This window comes from Rhizobium sp. C104, assembly GCF_022354505.1.
GTDB lineage: Bacteria > Pseudomonadota > Alphaproteobacteria > Rhizobiales > Rhizobiaceae > Rhizobium > Rhizobium redzepovicii.
In genome coordinates this window covers 4495280-4509510 of the sequence record NZ_CP092348.1, presented here as the reverse complement: position 1 = coordinate 4509510, position 14231 = coordinate 4495280, and the positions used below count along the sequence as shown (strand labels likewise).

The 14231-nt window shown below is 61.7% G+C and carries 10 protein-coding genes and 1 pseudogene; 9 read left to right on the top strand and 2 right to left on the bottom strand.

Annotated features, from left to right (window positions below):
* The first annotated feature begins 151 nt into the window (after positions 1 to 151).
* Entirely contained in the window at positions 152 to 1723 is a 1572-nt protein-coding gene (locus MF410_RS23200) for a bifunctional diguanylate cyclase/phosphodiesterase (protein ID WP_097629269.1), read from the top strand.
* Positions 1724 to 1732: 9 nt separating this feature from the next.
* On the opposite strand, the gene MF410_RS23195 is transcribed toward MF410_RS23200, so the two are convergent.
* Positions 1733 to 3334 (bottom strand): inorganic phosphate transporter, encoded by a 1602-nt coding sequence (locus MF410_RS23195; protein ID WP_097629268.1) that lies wholly within the window; start codon positions 3332 to 3334, stop codon positions 1733 to 1735.
* A gap of 293 nt (positions 3335 to 3627) precedes the next feature.
* Here MF410_RS23195 and MF410_RS23190 point away from each other — a divergent pair, with 293 nt between their 5' ends.
* Positions 3628 to 4806 carry an acetate/propionate family kinase gene (locus MF410_RS23190; RefSeq protein WP_097629267.1) on the top strand — a complete coding sequence of 393 codons (1179 nt, stop codon included), beginning with the start codon at positions 3628 to 3630 and terminating at the stop codon, positions 4804 to 4806.
* Between the two features lie 72 nt (positions 4807 to 4878).
* A complete protein-coding gene (locus MF410_RS23185; protein ID WP_097629266.1) occupies positions 4879 to 7263 on the top strand; it encodes a phosphoketolase family protein in 2385 nt (794 codons plus the stop codon).
* 43 nt (positions 7264 to 7306) lie between these two features.
* Here the strand turns inward: MF410_RS23185 and MF410_RS23180 are convergent, their stop codons facing one another.
* Entirely contained in the window at positions 7307 to 8191 is an 885-nt protein-coding gene (locus MF410_RS23180; protein ID WP_239620084.1) for a helix-turn-helix domain-containing protein, read from the bottom strand.
* Positions 8192 to 8304: 113 nt separating this feature from the next.
* Between MF410_RS23180 and pobA the strand changes: the two genes are divergently transcribed.
* The 6 genes and pseudogenes from pobA (at position 8305) to MF410_RS23150 (ending at position 14110) form a co-directional block, all read left to right on the top strand.
* Entirely contained in the window at positions 8305 to 9477 is a 1173-nt protein-coding gene (pobA, locus tag MF410_RS23175; RefSeq protein ID WP_097629264.1) for a 4-hydroxybenzoate 3-monooxygenase, read from the top strand.
* A gap of 64 nt (positions 9478 to 9541) precedes the next feature.
* Positions 9542 to 10713 (top strand): annotated as a pseudogene (locus MF410_RS23170) (ABC transporter substrate-binding protein).
* 69 nt (positions 10714 to 10782) lie between these two features.
* Positions 10783 to 11646: a branched-chain amino acid ABC transporter permease gene (locus MF410_RS23165; protein WP_097629262.1), complete on the top strand. Its 864-nt coding sequence runs from the start codon at positions 10783 to 10785 to the stop codon at positions 11644 to 11646.
* Position 11647: 1 nt separating this feature from the next.
* The gene (locus tag MF410_RS23160; protein WP_097629261.1) at positions 11648 to 12652 is read left to right on the top strand and encodes a branched-chain amino acid ABC transporter permease; all 1005 of its coding nucleotides are present in this window, start codon (positions 11648 to 11650) and stop codon (positions 12650 to 12652) included.
* The gene (locus tag MF410_RS23155) at positions 12649 to 13413 is read left to right on the top strand and encodes an ABC transporter ATP-binding protein (RefSeq protein WP_097629260.1); all 765 of its coding nucleotides are present in this window, start codon (positions 12649 to 12651) and stop codon (positions 13411 to 13413) included. Before MF410_RS23160 ends, MF410_RS23155 begins: the two co-directional genes overlap by 4 nt.
* Complete coding sequence (locus tag MF410_RS23150) at positions 13394 to 14110, top strand: ABC transporter ATP-binding protein (protein WP_097629259.1); 717 nt, start codon at positions 13394 to 13396, stop codon at positions 14108 to 14110. Before MF410_RS23155 ends, MF410_RS23150 begins: the two co-directional genes overlap by 20 nt.
* The last annotated feature ends 121 nt before the right edge of the window (positions 14111 to 14231 follow it).

Sequence of the window (14231 nt, the reverse complement as noted above, 5' to 3'; positions counted from 1 at the left end):
CGCCTTCGTTCTTTCCCGTCCCGGCTCAGCATCCTCAGTCCCTCAACGGTGCAGCAACAGGCTGCCGCCTCCAAAAATTCGCCTTCTGGTTTCAACGAACATTTCAGACTTTCATGATAGTTCGGCAGATGGTGGAGATGGAGAAGGCCACATGCCGGTGTTTTTCCAGAGCAGGGCCGGAAGGCAATGCGTATCGATCGTCGGGCTTGGGATAACTCTCTGGCTCCTCGGCGCGCTTTTGCAGCTTGACGACAGCCTTGTCTTCTTCATGACCGGTTTCGGCGAATACGGCGCCGACAAACTCGTTCTGGCGCTTGGCATCGCCGGCGCCATGAGCTTCATCTATTCGGTGCTGCGCATCGCCGACCTGCGCAAGGAAACGGAACTGCGCGCCGCCGCCCAGGCGAAGGCCGATTGGACCGCGACCCACGACCATCTGACCAAGCTGCCGAACCGCTACGCCTTCGAACGCAAGATCCTCTCACGGCCGATCAAGGACGACGAGGACCAGATCGAGGAGTGGGACGAGAACGTCACGCTTTTCTCCGTCGATCTCGACGGCTTCAAGAAAGTCAACGATCTCGTCGGCCACAAGGGGGGCGACATTCTGCTGATCGAGGTTGCCCGGCGGATCTGCGCGCTCGGCAATGCCGATTGCGTCTATCGATTCGGCGGCGACGAATTCATCATTGTAGCCTTTGCCCTGACAGCGCAGCGGGAGGAGCGCTTTGCCAAGCTGCTGATCCAGGCGGTCACCAGGCCGATCCATATCGATGGTTTTGCCGTCGAAGTCGGCGCCAGCGTCGGCTACGACCGCTGGGCCGAGGGAACCGAACCGCTGGAGGATGCCGCTCATCGGGCCGACCTCGCCATGTACGAGGCGAAATCACGCGGCCCCAACCATTATTTCGTTTTCGAACCGGCCATGCAGGACAAGGTCACGGAACGCGCAGCGCTGGAAACCAGATTGCGCGCCGCAATCTCCAGCAAGGCGATCAAACCCTTTTATCAGCCGCTGATCGACCTGAAGACCGGTCAGCTCTGCGGCTTCGAGGCCTTGGCGCGCTGGATCAGTGACGATGGCGTCAACATACCGCCGCCTGTTTTCATCGATATCGCCGAGGAAAACGGGATGATCACCGCATTGTTCGAGGATCTTCTCGCCCAGGCCTGCAGCGACGCACTCACCTGGCCGGACCATGTGATGTTGTCCTTCAACGTCTCGCCGGTGCAGATGGAAGACAGGCTTCTGACGTCGCGTATTCTCAAAGTCCTTGCGGCAAGCCGGCTGCCGCCGCAGCGCCTGGAGGTGGAGATCACCGAGAACGCGCTGATCCAGGATCCCGTCGTCGCCGCCGTCATCCTCGACGAGCTGCACGCGGCCGGCATCCAGATCGCGCTCGACGATTTCGGCACGGGCTATTCGAGTCTGGCCCAGCTCGCCCGTTATCATTTCGACAAGATCAAGATCGACAAAAGCTTCATCGCCACCTATCGCGGCGACGAACGCCAGGAAAAGATCGTCCGCGCTATGCTTGGCCTCGGCCGGAGCCTCAACATCAAGACGACTGCCGAAGGCGTCGAGGAGCACGGCCAGCTTGCCTTCCTGCTGCAGCTTGGCTGCGACATCGGCCAAGGCTATCTTTTCGGCAAGGCAATGCCCGCCGCCGAGGCGGGCATCTTCATCAGCGATCGCAATGCCAGTCTGGCCTCCACGGCCTGACGCTATGTCTTAAAAAACTTGGCGCAGGATCACGAAGAGCACGAAGGCGATCGCGATCGAGGCCGGCAGGGTCAGCACCCAGGCCATTAGCATATTGCGCACGGTTGACCATTGCAGGCCGGAACCGTTCGCCGCCATGGTGCCGGCGACGCCTGACGACAGGACATGCGTGGTCGAGACCGGCAGGCCGAGGTGATCGGCCGAAGCGATGGTGACCATCGCCACGACTTCGGCTGCCGCGCCCTGGCCGTAAGTCAGGTGCGTCTTGCCGATCTTTTCGCCGACGGTGACGACGATGCGCTTCCAGCCCACCATCGTGCCGAGGCCAAGCGCGATCGCGACCGCCACCTTCACCCAAAGCGGGATGAACTTCGTCGCGTTGTCGACCGCCTTGTGGTAGTTCGTCACCGCGCTGAGATCGCCGGCATCCATCGGTAGCAGCTTCTGCTTGTCGATCAGCTTCAGCGCCTCGCCGATCAGGTAGATGTCGTTGCGGACGTTGCCGACGAGATTGGTCGGCACCGCTTCGAGCGTCGGGAAGGCCGCGACTTCGGCGCTTGTCCGATGGATATATTGCTGCAGGGCCGGTGTCGTCGCGTCCGTCCAGATCTTGTTCTTGACCGCGTTGCTGACCTCCGCCTTGTAGTCCGTGACGGTAACGCCCGGCTTCACATATTTGGCGAGCGCGGATTCGACCTGGACCGATGCCGACTTGTAGGCCTCGAGATAGTTCACATCAGGCGTGCGGTTCAGCGCGAAGGCCGTCGGCACCAGGCCGATCAGGATGAGCATGATCAGACCCATGCCCTTCTGGCCGTCGTTGGAGCCGTGGGCGAAGCTGACGCCGGTGCAGGTGAAGATCAGGATCGCGCGGATCCAAAGCGGCGGCGGCTGGTTGCCCTTCGGTTCGGCATAGAGCGCATTGTTGCGCACCAGAAGCTTCATCACCAGCAGCAGAACCGCGGATAGACCGAAGCCGATCAGCGGCGAGATCAGCAGCGACAGGCCGATATTGGTCGCCTGCGACCCGTCGACACCGCTCGTCGCCGTGCCTGCCGGCGCCAGGAACTGATTGGCGAGGCCGACGCCGATGATTGATCCCACGAGCGTATGCGAGCTCGACGATGGCAGACCGAGATACCAGGTGCCGAGGTTCCAGACGATCGCGGCGATCAGCAGCGCAAAGACCATGGCAAGGCCGGAGCCGGAGCCGACCTGCAGGATCAGTTCCACCGGCAGCAGCGCCAGAATGCCGAAAGCGACGGCGCCGCTCGAGGTCAGCACCCCGAGGAAGTTGAAGAAGCCCGACCAGATGACGGCGAATTCGGCCGGCATGGAACGGGTGTAGATGACGGTGGCGACGGCATTGGCCGTATCGTGGAAACCGTTGACGAATTCGAAACCGAGCGCGATCAGCAGCGCAAGGCCGAGCAGAATCCAGGGAACGGCAACTGCGGTTGTCAGGTCGCGTCCGAGTGCATAGGCGACATATCCAAGACCGCAGACCAGAACGAGCGCGAAGAGCGGCAAGAACCATTTGCCTGATGAATTTGAGCTGTGGAGCGGGTGGGAAGTGTCGCTATGAACCTGGCTGGGGGCAATATCGGCCATGGCATAGTTCCTTATTCCGTTTTGCAAGTTTGCCTTTTGTTAATAGTTCCGCAGCATGAAGCTCTCGTGACGTGTTCGGGTCCGCTCCGTAACGCACTGACATCAGGCGATATTGGCCGTCGCAGACTTGCCGCCCGGCGCATCCTGTGAGATGCCGCGTCACATTCCCAGCCGGACAGGATGATATAGGATGTGCAGGGAGAAAACATGCGACGGGCGAACAGATGCCTTTCCGTCCGCTGCCCCGACCCTAAGTTCGGTCATCGTGACGACTGCGCGGAGCCCCGAAGATCATGTCATCGACCGACTTCCTCCTGACCTTCAATGCCGGCTCCTCCACGATCAAGATCGGCATCTTCGCCATGGATGGCGGCGAGGCGCGGCGAATCGGCAAGGGGGTGATCGATTTCCGCGCCGAACCGCGCTCGCTCGGTCTGAGCCAGGGAGCGCAGACGGTCGACATGCCGTTGAAGGCCGAGGTGACGGAAGACCTGCACGGCGTTATCGATGAGGTCCTCGGACTTCTCGCCGATCATTTCGACATTGCCGCCACCCGCGCCGCCGGCCACCGCGTCGTCCATGGCGGCGACCGTTTCACCGGTGCAATCGCCCTCGACGCAGCCGCAATCGATGGCGTCGATGCGCTGACGCCGCTGGCACCCCTGCATCAGCCGCAGGCGCTGCGGTTCATCCGAGCGCTCACGCATCTGAAACCGCATCTTGCCCAGACGGCGTCCTTCGACACCGCCTTCCATGCCACGCAGGACGATCTCGTTCGCCGCTTCGCCATTCCTCGTGCGTTGCATGCGGAAGGCATCAAGCGTTACGGCTTTCATGGCCTTTCCTATAAATTCATCGCCGGCGAGCTAACCCGCAAGGCGCCGCAAGCGGCAAAGGCAGTGGTCGCCCATCTCGGCAGCGGCGCCAGCCTCTGTGCGCTCGATCAAGGCGTCAGCCGCGACTGCAGCATGGGCTTTTCGACGCTCGACGGCATCCCGATGGCGACGCGCCCGGGCTCACTCGATCCCGGCGTCATTCTGCATCTAGCCGGTCAGCGGAAACAATCCTTCGAAGAGATCGAAGATCTGCTCTATCACCGCTCCGGCCTGCTCGGGGTCTCCGGCATCAGCGCCGATATCCGCGACCTTTTGAACGACACACGGCCGGAGGCGCGCCAGGCAATCGACCTCTTCACGCTGCGCATTGCCGGCGAAATCGGCCGCATGGCTGTAACGCTCGGCGGCCTTGATGCAGTCGTCTTCACTGCTGGTATCGGCGAGCATCAGCCGGAGATCCGCGCCGGCGTAGCGAAACGGCTCTCCTGGCTCGGCCTTGCGGTCGACGAAAAGGCCAATATCGCCAATGAATTCACGATCAGCACCGGGGAAAGTCGTATCACCGCCCACGTCATCGCCACCGATGAGGAGCAGGTTATCGCCGACGAGGCGCTGTCCATTCTTGGCACTGGCTGATCGAGATCAAACAACATGCCGGCGCCAGCCGGTAGAACAAGCGTTAAAGACGTTTTCGAACGGGAGAAACCCATGGAGAAGCATGTCTCGACCGCCGCCCTGACCGACGCCGAACTCACCCTGACCGACCGCTATTGGCGAGCCGCCAATTATCTCTCGGTCGGGCAGATCTATCTGCTTGCCAATCCCCTGCTGCGCGAGCCGCTGAAACCGGAGCACATCAAGCCCCGCCTGCTCGGCCACTGGGGCACGACACCCGGCCTCAACTTCGTCTATGCGCATCTAAACCGTCTGATCCGCGCCCGCGATCTCGACGTCATATACATATGCGGCCCCGGCCATGGCGGGCCTGGTATGGTCGCCAATACCTATCTCGAAGGCAGCTACAGCGAGCTATACCCTGACATATCCGAGGACGCCGAAGGCATGCGCAAGCTTTTCCGGCAATTCTCCTTCCCGGGCGGCATCCCGAGCCATGCAGCGCCAGAAACCCCCGGTTCCATTCACGAGGGCGGCGAACTCGGCTACGCCCTCGTCCATGCCTATGGCGCAGCCTTTGACAACCCCGATCTGATCGTCGCCTGCGTCGTCGGCGATGGCGAGGCCGAGACCGGGCCGCTGGCCGCCAGCTGGCATTCCAACAAATTCCTCAATCCTGCCCGCGACGGCGCCGTGCTGCCGATCCTGCATCTGAACGGCTACAAGATCGCCAACCCGACGATTCTCGGCCGTGCGGGTGACGATGACCTCCGGCGCCTCTTCGAAGGCTACGGCTACGAACCCTTCTTCGTCGAAGGACACGAGCCGCACGACATGCATCAGCAGATGGCGGCGACAATGGACCAGGTCTTCGACGGCATCCGCGAGATCCAGAAGCATGCCCGCAACGGTCAGGCCGCGAAGGGCTGCCCGCGCTGGCCGATGATCGTGCTGCGTAGCCCCAAGGGCTGGACGGGCCCGAAGGAGGTCGACGGCAAGAAAGTGGAAGGCTTCTGGCGCGCTCATCAAGTGCCGGTATCCAACTGCCGCGGAAACGATGGCCATCGTAATATCCTCGAGGATTGGATGCGCAGCTACGATCCGGAAGATCTTTTCGGCGCCGACGGCCGGCTCAAGCCCGAGTTGCGGGCACTCGCCCCTGCCGGCAAACGTCGCATGGGCGCCAATCCCCACACCAATGGCGGCTTGCTTCGCAAAGAACTCGATGTTCCCGATATAAGCGACTATGCGGTCGATATCGGCAAGCGCGGCAGCGCCATGGTGCAGTCGACGGAGATCCTCGGCCATTACCTGCGTGACACGATGAAGCGCAACGCGGAGGCTGCCAACTTCCGTATCTTCGGCCCCGATGAGACGGAATCGAACCGTCTCGGCAGCGTCTTCGAAGTCACCGACCGCATCTGGATGGAAGGTATCGAACCCTACGATATCAACCTCTCCCGGGATGGGCGCGTCATGGAGGTGCTCTCCGAACATCTCTGCCAGGGCTGGCTGGAAGGCTACCTGCTGACCGGCCGGCACGGCCTCTTCTCCTGCTACGAGGCCTTCATCCACATCATCGATTCCATGTTCAACCAGCACGCCAAATGGCTGAAGGTGACGCGCGAGCTCGAATGGCGAAAGCCGATCTCATCGCTGAACTATCTGCTGACGTCGCATGTCTGGCGCCAGGACCATAACGGCTTCAGCCATCAGGATCCGGGTTTCGTCGATCTCGTCGCCAACAAGAAGGCCGACATCGTCCGCATTTATCTGCCGCCGGATGCCAACACCCTGCTCTGGGTCGGCGACCATTGCCTGCGCACCTACGATCGCATCAACGTCATCGTCGCCGGCAAACAGCCGGAACCGCAATGGCTGTCGATGGACGAGGCGGTGAAACACTGCGAGGCCGGCATCGGCATCTGGCGCTGGGCGAGCAACGAGGAAGACACGATTTCTCCCGACCTCGTCATGGCCTGCGCCGGCGACGTGCCGACCCTGGAAACGCTCGCTGCCGTCGACCTTTTGCGCAAGGCCATTCCGGAACTGAAGATTCGCACCGTCAACATCGTTGATCTGATGGCACTGCAATCCAAAGATCAGCATCCGCACGGCCTGACCGATGAGGCCTTCGATGCGATCTTCACATCAGACAAGCCGGTGATTTTCGCCTATCACGGCTATCCCTATCTTATTCACCGGCTGACCTATAAACGCACCAACCACCGCAACATTCATGTCCGCGGCTTCATCGAGGAGGGCACGACGACGACACCCTTCGACATGACCGTCCTCAACCAACTCGACCGCTTCCACCTCGCCATCGAAGCGATCGAACGCGTCCCGGGTCTCAAGGAGAAGGCGTCGGATGCACTCACCGCCTTCCGTGGCCAGCTTGCCAAGCATCACGACTATGTCAGGGAGTATGGCGAGGACATGCCAGAGGTGCAGAACTGGACGTGGCCGGCGGCATAACGGATCCGAGCTCGGGAATGCGTCGTAGGTCAATGCCCGAAACCTATGCGCGCTCGAGCCGAACCTTCTCTTTCACGCGCCAGACCCGCGGCGTTTCTCCCGTATATTTGAGAAAGAAGCGCGAGAAATAGGCGGGGTCGGCAAAGCCGAGCCGGAAGGAGATCTCCTGAACGCTGCTGAGCGTAAAAACGAGCTGCCGTTTTGCCTCCTCGATGAGTTTGCCGGCGATCAACTCGTGTGGGGTACTGCCGGTCGTCGACCGAACGATGCGGGTGAGATGCGTCGGCGAAATTCCAAGCTCGCTGGCGTAGAAGGAAGCGGGCTTGTGCGATCGAAAATGTTGTTGAAGAAGCTCGTTGAGTATCTCCATGCGCCGCTCATTCTCATTCGACACAAGCTCATAACTGTTTCCCTCATGGGAAATTCTCGCCGTCAGCCGCAGCGCCAGAGCAACGTAAGCGCCGAGCGTCTCGTTGCGGCCGCTGCGGCGATTTTCGAACTCGTCGCCCAGCCGCCGCAACGTCTGCATGACATAGGCAGCCTCGGCATTGTCAGGATCGAGCGGTGTCAGATGCGGCGTCGCCAGCCATTCGCCGAACTGGCTTCGGTCGCCGAGCGGGTGATGGGACCGCAACAGGGTGATGACGAGACCGTCGATATCGCGCGAAAAGCGAAAGCCGTGGTTGAGCCCGGGCGGCACGGTGATGATTGCCGGCGGGCGGATGGTATGACTTCTTTCGCCGAAGATCGCATCGCCCGAGCCGCTTTCGATGTACAATATTTGAAAGAAGCTCTCATGGCGGTGCAGGCAGATTTCCCATTGATGCAAGCTGCTGCGGGAGCGAATTGTTTCGCAATGCAACCAAAAATCCGGGCCTCGCGCGGTATTTTCGCCATAGAGATCGTAGGTCGGTACAGGCCTGCTCATCGGGCTCCTCCCGCGCAATGTTCGATTAGTGCAATTTTTTGGCCGGGATGTCCATTGCTGCGGCAGGGACCGCGCGGCAGAATCTGACAAAACGCAAAAATGGGAGGACGCATTTGCGAACCCAGGTCGCCATCATCGGTTCGGGGCCATCCGGCCTGCTGCTCGGTCAGCTTCTGACCGAGGCCGGCATCGACAATGTCGTTCTCGATCGCGTTCACAAGGATTACATCCTCGGCCGGGTGCGCGCCGGCGTTCTGGAGGAAGGCACGGTCGGGCTGCTGGATCAGGCCAAGGCGGGAGCGAGGCTGCATGCCGAAGGCCTGCCGCATGACGGCTTCTCCTTGGTTTTCGACGGTCGTGACCATCACATCGACCTGCACGACCTGACGGGCGGCAGGCGCGTCACCGTTTACGGACAGACCGAGGTGACGCGCGACCTGATGGAGCGCCGCGAAGCAAGCGGCGCCCTGTCGATCTACGATGCCGCCGATGTCGCGCCGCATGATTTCGACGGCCGCTCCACCTTCGTCACCTACACCAAGGACAGCGTCGCGCAGCGTATCGATTGCGACTTCATTGCCGGCTGCGACGGCTTTCACGGAGCGAGCCGCAAGGCCGTTCCCGAACGGGCGATCAGGCGCTTCGAAAAGATCTATCCCTTCGGCTGGTTGGGCCTGCTTGCCGACGTAGCACCTGTCAGCCATGAGCTGATCTACGCCAACCATCCGAGGGGCTTTGCGCTCTGTTCGATGCGCTCGGCCACGCGCAGCCGCTATTACATCCAATGCGGGCTCGACGAGAAGGTAGAGGACTGGAGTGATGACCGCTTCTGGGACGAAATCAGAAGGCGTCTGCCGGCGCATCATGCCGAAGCGCTGATGACGGCGCCCTCCTTCGAGAAATCGATCGCGCCATTGCGCTCCTTCGTCGCCGAGCCCATGCGTTTCGGCCGGCTCTTCCTCGTCGGCGACGCCGCGCATATCGTGCCGCCGACCGGCGCCAAGGGGCTGAACCTTGCGGCCAGCGACGTCCATTATCTTTTCTCCGGACTGATCGAGCATTACCGCGAAGGCTCGGACCACGGCATCGACACCTATTCGCAGACCGCGCTTGCCCGCGTGTGGAAGGCGGTGCGGTTTTCCTGGTGGATGACGACGATGATGCACCGTTTTCCCGATAGTGGCGATTTCGACCAGAAGATCCAGGAGGCGGAGCTCGATTATCTCACCCATTCCCGTGCGGCCTCGACGGCGCTCGCGGAAAACTATGTGGGACTGCCATTCTGACAGGAAGATTTGAGACTGGTGCGAACCATCGAGGTCCGCATATTGAAAGGGAGGAATCAAAACCATGAAGAAGCTCGTTCTCGCCGCGCTTGCGGCAATCGTGCTCAGCAGCGTTGCCCATGCCGACACCATCAAGGTCGGCGTCATCGGCCCGTTCTCCGGTCCGTTCGCCCTTCAGGGCAAGAACTTCAAGGCCGGCATCGACGCCTATGTGGCGGTCAACGGCAGCAAGGTCGGCAACGACACGGTCGAGATCGTCTATCGCGACGTGCCGCAGGCCGATCCTGCCCAATCCAAGGCTCTGGCGCAGGAACTGATCGTCAAGGAGAAGGTCCAGTATCTGGCCGGCTTCTATTTCACCCCCGATGCCATGGCGGTGACGCCGATCCTAAAGCAGGGCAATGTGCCGATGGTCATCATGAACGCCGCCACCTCGGCGATCGTCACCAAGAGCCCGCTGGTCGTGCGCACCTCGTTTACCACCTGGCAGACCTCGACGCCAATCGCCAAGGTCGCCTTCGACGCGGGCGTCAAGAAAGTGATCTCGGTCGTCAGCGATTACGGCCCGGGCATCGACGCCGAGAATGCCTTCAAGACCGGCTTCGAAAAGGCCGGCGGCCAAGTGGTCGAGGCGATCCGCATGCCGCTCGCAACCAACGACTTCAGCCCGATCATGCAGCGCATCAAGGATTCCGGCGCGGAAGGCGTCTTCGCCTTCCTGCCCTCCGGCCCGACGACGCTTGGCTTCGTCAAGGCCTACAATGAAAACGGCCTGAAGGCCGCCGGTATCAAGTTCTTTGCGCCGGGAGATCTGACGCAGGAATCCGACCTGCCGGCGCTAGGTGACGCCGCACTCGGCATCCAGACGACCTTCCATTATGCCGTATCGCACGACTCGCCCGAGAACAAGGCTTTCGTCGAGGCCGCCGCCAAGGCGATCGGCAACAAGGCCGAACTCTCCTTCCCGCGGTCAGCGCCTATGACGGCATGTATGTCATCTACAAGATGATCGAGGCGACGGGCGGCAAGCAGGATGCCGAAAAGGCGGTCAATGCGGTGAAGGGTCTTGCCTGGGTAAGCCCGCGCGGCCCGGTTTCGATCGACCCCGAAAGCCGTCACATCACGCAGAACATCTATCTTCGCGAAGTCGCCAAGGCCGATGACGGGACCTACATCAACAAGGAGGTCCAGACCTTCGAGAAGCAAGGCGATCCGGGCCTGGCCGCCGCCAAGTAACGTCCGGCATCGTGATAGGCGGCGGACGCGGGGCAACCCGCGCCCGTCGCATCGTAGCAAGGTATTTCCATGCAGACAGTCTTCAGCATAGCCGTCGACGCTTTTGCCTATGGCATGGTGCTCTTCGTCATATCGATCGGACTTTCCGTGACCATGGGGCTGATGCGGGTCGTCAACCTGGCGCACGGCGCCTTCGCGATGATCGGAGGCTATATCGCCTCCTATGCCGCCCGCGATCTCGGCCTCGCTTATGCGGTAGCGGTCATCGCCGCCATCGTCGTCACGATCCTCGTCGCGATCCCGCTGGAGCGCTTTCTCTACCGCCGGATCTACGGCGCGCCGGAGCTGACCCAGGTGCTGATGACGATCGGCATCACCTTCTGCGTCATCGGCATCGCCAATTACGCGATGGGGCCGACGCTGAAGACCATACCGCTTCCGGCCGCGCTGCAGGGATCAGCCGATCTCGGCTTCCGCACCATTCCCGTTCACCGGCTTTTCGTCATTCTTTGCGGCCTGGCTGTTGCACTGGGGCTCTGGTTTGCGATCGAAAGGACCAGCTTCGGCGTCAAGCTGCGCGCCTCCGTGGACGATGCGGCAATGGCTGCGGCACTCGGCGTGCGCACCGAGATCATCTACGCAGTGAGCTTTGCCGTCGCCGTCGGGCTTGCCGCTTTTGGCGGCGTGGTCGGCGCCGAACTCCTGCCGGTCGAGCCCTACTACGCGTTGCGCTACATGGTCACCTTCCTGGTCGTCGTCTCCGTCGGCGGCGCGGGTTCCATTTCGGGCGCGCTGATCGCCTGCCTGCTGCTTGGGGCAATCGATACGACGGGACGTTATCTGATGCCTGAATTCGGCGAATTCTTCTTCTATCTCGCGGTGATCGCGATCATTTGTGTTTTCCCGCGCGGCCTTGCCGGAAGGACGAAGTGAGATGGTGCTCGTGGTGAACAACGAAAACGGACGTCTTCGGCATCGGCGCGGGGCTCTCGGCCACGATCTCATCGGAATAGCGGTGATGACGGTCATCGCTGCAATCGGCTATTTCGCCTTCCCTGATAATCTGGCGCTTCTGACCCGGATGATCACGATCGCGCTGCTCGTCCTGTCGCTCGATCTGGTGACCGGTTATTGCGGCGTCGCAACGCTCGGCCATGCCGCGCTCTTCGGCTCCGGCGCCTATGCCGCCGGGATCCTGTCGGCGCATTACGGCATCAATGATCCGCTGCTGATGATGCTAGCCGGCATTGCAGGCGGCGCCATTGCCGGGCTGCTCAGCGGCGTAATCATTCTGCGGGCGCATGGGCTGCCGCAGCTTGTGCTGTCGATTGCACTCATCAACCTCTTCCACGAATTCGCCAACAAAGCGTCGTCATGGACGGGAGGCAGCGATGGACTTTCCGGCATCGCGCCGGATCCGATCTTCGGCATTTTCGAGTTCGATCTTTACGGTCAAACCACCTTTTTCTTCGGCATGGCGCTGCTGCTTGTTGTCTTCGTGCTGCTCAGAATCCTGGTCCGCTCGCCCTTCGGCATGCTCTGCCGCGGCATAAAGCAGGACCCGCTGCGCATCCGCGCCATGGGTGCTTCGCCGAAGGCGGCGCTCATCAGGATGTACGTCATTTCGGGCGCCGTGGCTGGGGTCGGCGGCGCCTTGAATGCGATCTCGACGCAGGTCGTCGGCCTCGACAGCCTGTCTTTCACCCAATCTGCCGAAGCGTTGGTCATGCTCGTGCTCGGCGGTACCGGCTCTCTCTTCGGCGCGCTCTCCGGCACGGTCATCTTCATGCTCTTCGAGGACTATGTCTCGGCCGCCAATCCCTTCCACTGGCTGACCATGGTCGGCGCGCTGCTGATCGCCGTCGTGCTTTTCGCGCCGAAAGGCCTGTTCGGCACGGCTGCCGCCTTCGTCCGCCGTCGCAAGGAGGCACGCGCATGAGCCCGGTCTTCGAAGTTGTCAATCTCAGGAAAGCCTTTGGCGGCCTTGCCGTCACCCATGATGTGTCGCTGGCGATGTCTCCAGGCGACCGCATCGCGCTGATTGGCCCGAACGGCGCTGGCAAGACCACTTTCGTCAATCTCGTCACCGGCAACCTCGCCGCCGATTCCGGCGAGGTCCGCCTCGGCGGCGAGAGGGTGACGAAGGTCGATGCTATCGGCAGGGTCAAACGCGGTCTGGTGCGATCTTTCCAGGTGACACGGCTTTTCCAGGATATGACACCGGCCGAACATGTCGGGCTCGCTGTTCTTCAGCGGGACGGACGCAGCGGACGTATGTTCGGCAATTTCCTGCATATGCCCGAGGTCATGGCGGAGGTCGACGATCTCCTGGGAAAGCTCGGGCTGACGCCGCTGATGCATCGCAAGGTCAGCGAAATCGCCTATGGCCAGCAGCGGCTTCTCGAGATCGCCGTGGCGCTGGCGCTGAAGCCGAAGGTGCTGCTGCTCGACGAGCCGGCAGCCGGCGTGCCGCAAAGCGATACCGGCCGCATCGAGCAGGCGCTTGCCGATCTGCCTGCCGATCTCGCCGTCCTCATGATCGAACACGATATGGACCTTGTCTTCCGTTTTGCCAGGCGCGTCATCGTGCTGGCGGCCGGCGCCATCATCTTCGATGGCCGGCCTGAAGACGTTACTAAGGATGCGCGCGTGCGCGAGGCCTATCTCGGGAGCTATGCCAATGCCAGCCCTGTCGCTTGAGGTCGAAAATCTGTCGGCCGGGTATGGGCCGACGCGCGTGCTCGAAGACATTTCCTTCTCCATACCGGCCGGCGCCCGGCTTGCCGTGCTCGGCCGCAACGGCATGGGCAAGACCACGCTGCTCGCGACGCTTGCCGGCCAGACCAGGCGCTATGAAGGCTACATCCGCCTCGGCGATTCCGATGTCACCACCGCGCCAAGTGCCGCACGGGCGCATAAGGGTCTCGGATACGTTCCGCAGACGCGCTGCGTCTTCCCGACGTTGACGGTCGAGGAAAACCTCTTCGTCGGCCTGAAGGCGCGGCCGAAAACGGCGCTTGAGGAAGCCTATGCCATGTTCCCGCGCCTGAAGGAGCGTCACCGCAACCTCGGCAGCCAGCTCTCCGGCGGCGAGCAGCAGATGCTCTCCACCGCCCGCACCATTCTCGGCCGCCCGTCCGTGCTGCTGCTCGACGAGCCGCTGGAGGGCCTGGCGCCGGTTATCTGCGAGGAACTGATGGCCGCCTTCGCCGTGCTCGCCAAGACAGGCGACATGACCATCGTGCTTGTGGAACAGCGCATCCAGAGCGCGCTTGATTTCGCTGATCAGGTCGTCGTTCTCGAACGGGGCAGACTAGCCTGGGCGGGAACGCCTGCGAACCTCACCAAGGATCATGAGGCTGTCGAGAGCCTGCTGGGCGTTGGCGGTCTGCATTGATTGATAGCCGGCCGAAGTCGGGGCCGTCGGTGACCCCGCTCCGCCTTCCAGATTGAGCTTGGCCATTCATGCAGTATATCGTCATCACGACGTCATCATCGACCTGCCAATATTATCCTGA

What these genes read in the sequence shown, in the direction of transcription:
- MF410_RS23200 (WP_097629269.1), top strand. Translation starts at nt 152, where the DNA reads ATGCCGGTGTTTTTCCAGAGCAGGGCCGGAAGGCAATGCGTATCGATC.
- MF410_RS23195 (WP_097629268.1), bottom strand. Translation starts at nt 3,334, where the DNA reads ATGGCCGATATTGCCCCCAGCCAGGTTCATAGCGACACTTCCCACCCG.
- MF410_RS23190 (WP_097629267.1), top strand. Translation starts at nt 3,628, where the DNA reads ATGTCATCGACCGACTTCCTCCTGACCTTCAATGCCGGCTCCTCCACG.
- MF410_RS23185 (WP_097629266.1), top strand. Translation starts at nt 4,879, where the DNA reads ATGGAGAAGCATGTCTCGACCGCCGCCCTGACCGACGCCGAACTCACC.
- MF410_RS23180 (WP_239620084.1), bottom strand. Translation starts at nt 8,191, where the DNA reads ATGAGCAGGCCTGTACCGACCTACGATCTCTATGGCGAAAATACCGCG.
- MF410_RS23165 (WP_097629262.1), top strand. Translation starts at nt 10,783, where the DNA reads ATGCAGACAGTCTTCAGCATAGCCGTCGACGCTTTTGCCTATGGCATG.
- MF410_RS23160 (WP_097629261.1), top strand. Translation starts at nt 11,648, where the DNA reads ATGGTGCTCGTGGTGAACAACGAAAACGGACGTCTTCGGCATCGGCGC.
- MF410_RS23155 (WP_097629260.1), top strand. Translation starts at nt 12,649, where the DNA reads ATGAGCCCGGTCTTCGAAGTTGTCAATCTCAGGAAAGCCTTTGGCGGC.
- MF410_RS23150 (WP_097629259.1), top strand. Translation starts at nt 13,394, where the DNA reads ATGCCAGCCCTGTCGCTTGAGGTCGAAAATCTGTCGGCCGGGTATGGG.